Annotated in this window: 1 protein-coding gene; it reads right to left on the bottom strand. The window is 59.1% G+C overall.

The features are described from left to right. Nucleotides 1-58: 58 nt before the first annotated feature. Complete coding sequence (locus tag RB623_RS30220; protein ID WP_308060974.1) at nucleotides 59-3,034, bottom strand: Tn3 family transposase; 2,976 nt, start codon at nucleotides 3,032-3,034, stop codon at nucleotides 59-61. Nucleotides 3,035-3,184: the final 150 nt, after the last annotated feature.

Below are 3,184 nucleotides of genomic sequence, written 5' to 3'. Positions count from 1 at the left end.
TGGGGTCGGAACAAGATCTGCTTTCCCAGACACGCTAAGCCCGAACGAAGCATGAACATCAGGCGGCGCGAAGGCGGCGCGCTGGCAGCCTGAGCGACCGGAAGCCTTCGGGCATTTGATGCTCGGTATCCCAGGTGTAGATGCCTGTAAGGTTGATGTGTTCCCAACTGAGCGGCGATATGTGCTTCAGCAACATGTCGGGGACGGTTCTGCCCGCCTGTTTCAGATGCGCGACCGCGCGGTCGAGATAAACTGTATTCCAGTGCACGATCGCGCTGACGACGAGATTGAGGCCGGAGGCACGAAAGGCCTGACTTTCGAACGACCGATCGCGGATTTCGCCTCGCTCGTGGAAGAATACCGCTCGCTTGAGCTTGTGGGCGGCCTCGCCCTTGTTGAGACCGGCCTGACACCGCCGACGCAATGCTGGGCTCGAGTACCATTCGATCATGAACAGCGAGCGCTCGATGCGGCCCAGTTCCCGCAGAGCCCTTGCGAGTTGGCTTTCCTTCGGTGACGCCGACAACTTCTTCAGGATTGTAGATGGCACAACTGCTCGGGTGGAGATCGACGCTGCTAGGTGGAGCAGATCATCCCAATGGTCGAGGATCAGGGTGGTGTTGATCGGCGCGCCGATGTGGTTCGATAGCGCCGGATAGGCATCGCCCTTCTCGAATGTGTGGAACTTGCGATCTTTCAGATTGCGTAGCCGAGGCGCAAACCGTTTGCCAATCAGGGCGAATAGGCCAAAGACGTGATCGCTGGCGCCGCCTGTGTCGGTGAAGTGCTCCTGTATGTCGAGGGCCGTGTCTTGATCGAAAAGGCCGTCGAGTACATAGGCCGCCTCGCTTTCGGTCGGACTAATGGGCAGGATGCTGAAGTAGCCGTACTGATCGGACAGATGGCTGTAGAACTTCGAACCCGGTTCGCTTCCGTAATGCAGGTTGATGTCGCCACGCTTTGCCGCTCTGTCGCTGGCGCGAAAGAACTGCCCGTCGGATGACGAGGTCGTTCCATCACCCCACAGACGGGAATGCGGGTGTCGGGTGTGCACGTCGGTAACGCATGCTTGTGCAGCACGGTATGTCTCTGAGCGAGCGTGGAATGTGCGCATCCAGCCGATCTGATGGGCGCTGATGCCCTTGGACGCGCTGGCCATACGCTTCGGGCCGAGGTTGGTCGCATCGGCCAATACTCCGGCCAGCATTGCGGATACGTTGCGGGGTGCATCTCCAGTTCGGACGTGGGTGAACTGGTCGGCGAACCCGGTCCATTGGTGCACTTCCCTCAAGAGGTCCGGTACCTCAACCAGCGGATAGAACTCGGAGATCTCGGCGTTCAATTCCTCGACGGCCACGGGAACATCGCCGGCGGTTGGCGTGACAATCAGCGTCCCGGCCTCGAGGCGAACGCCTTCAAGCTTTCGAACTCGTGCCCTATGGGCAAGGCGTTTGAGGTTGAAGTCCAGCAGTTGGCGAGCTTCAGCCAACCAGGCCGCTCCGTCAGCTTGCACGCCAAGGCCAAGTCGGTCTTCTTCCTTCATCGCAGTGAAGGTTGGTCGAGGCATGAGGTGCTCATCGATCGGGCGGAACGATCGGCTGCCGTCGACCCAGACATCGGCCGAACGAAGCCTGTCTCGCAACGCGGCGAGTGTTGCAATTTCATAAAGACGGCGGTCTGGCTTTTCCTGTCCGAAGATGAGTTTCCGATCGGCTTGGCTGAGGTGCGTGATCGGGGCGCGCTCCGGGAGTGTCCGGCGCCTCTCCGAGTAGAGGCGTCTCAGCACACTGACCGCCGCAAGAAGTGGATCGTGTCGGCGGGCCGAGCGGAACGTGAATGCCTGCAGGAACGCACCCGCATATTTGTGGACGGTCGCATACTGCTCGGCTGCTAAAGCCAGAGGTGAAGTCTCGTTGTCTTCGACCATAGCGGCCAGCTCGGGCTTCATCCGAAGCAGTCGTGTCCAGCCAATTTCGCGGTCGAGCGTCTCGATCGCATCGCCGCCATTGTCATTCGCCGCCTGGAGGGCGGATATCGTATCGAGGAACATTCGCAGTATCTTTGAAGTCTCCGGCCGAGCGTCCATGTGACGCTGTTTCTTGCGATTGTTGGCTTGTGAGAACAGCCGCCCAATCAGCTTGATGAACATCGTTACGGCATCGTCGGTGAGTTTCTGACCGAATTTGATGACCTGAGCCACGATCGTCGCACGCCGGCGATTTGCGCCGAAATCTGTGGCGAGCCACGCAGGAGTGGCGTCACCTTCTCGAATGATCTGATCCCAGCGTCCAGATGAAATACGCGCCTGCAATTGAGGATCGATTTCGAGCGTATGCAGGAAGGCAATCCGTTCGGTCAGTCCAATTAGGTTCGAAGCACCGGGCGCGTCCGGCGCTGATCGCAGCCAATGGAATCGCGTTTGACCAATAGCTGGATCGACGTGGAGCAGAGCGTCGAGCGCTTCCAACTTCTCGGCGGCGATATCTTCGAGAAGTGTGATTTCTGCGCGTCGGCGTGCGATGGCGCGACCGGCCAATCCGATCGTCTCGATCGCCGCCTGAGAAGGGAGTAGTGCCCCGCGCTGCCGAAACGCAGATATCACCGCGGTGACGATCGGGTACCCCTTGTCCCCGGCAGCCGCTGCGTCGATAGCAGCCAGAAGTGCTGCACGCCGGTCGTTCTTGTTGGCTATGTGTAGGCTGAGATGTTCGGTCAGGAAGCGGCTGTGCTCGAAACGTGTCTGCACTCGACGCGCGTAGATGGCGTAATCCTGCGAGTCTACTCCGAGCTGGTCGGCCAAGTAGCGGATGACCGTCGCATGAGGCTGCTCGTCTTCTCCCAAGAGACGGCCAGTATGACGCATGACGCAAAGCTGGACGGCGAAGCCCAGTTTATTATGCGGGCGGCGACGCACCTCACATTCCAACCGGTCAATTGGATCGAGAGTGTAGTGCCGGAGCAGACTATCCTCGTCAGCCGGGAGGCCAAAAAGAACCTTTGCCTCTGCCGCATTGACCAGCCTTCTTCGGCCCATTCGTTCGCTCCTCGCTACGAAGGAGCCGAGCTTATGGTCGCTGCAAGATCGATCGCAATCGAGTTGGTAATCTTATCCAGGGGACAAACAGATGTTCGTGCTTCGTTCGACCTTAGCGTGTCTGGGAAAGCAAATCTTGTTCCGACCCCA

This window comes from Mesorhizobium sp. LHD-90 (genome assembly GCF_030929505.1).
In the GTDB taxonomy this organism is placed as follows: Bacteria; Pseudomonadota; Alphaproteobacteria; order Rhizobiales; family Rhizobiaceae; genus Kumtagia.
Note: the sequence above shows the minus strand (reverse complement) of the source record. Positions and strands in the feature narration are given on the sequence as shown.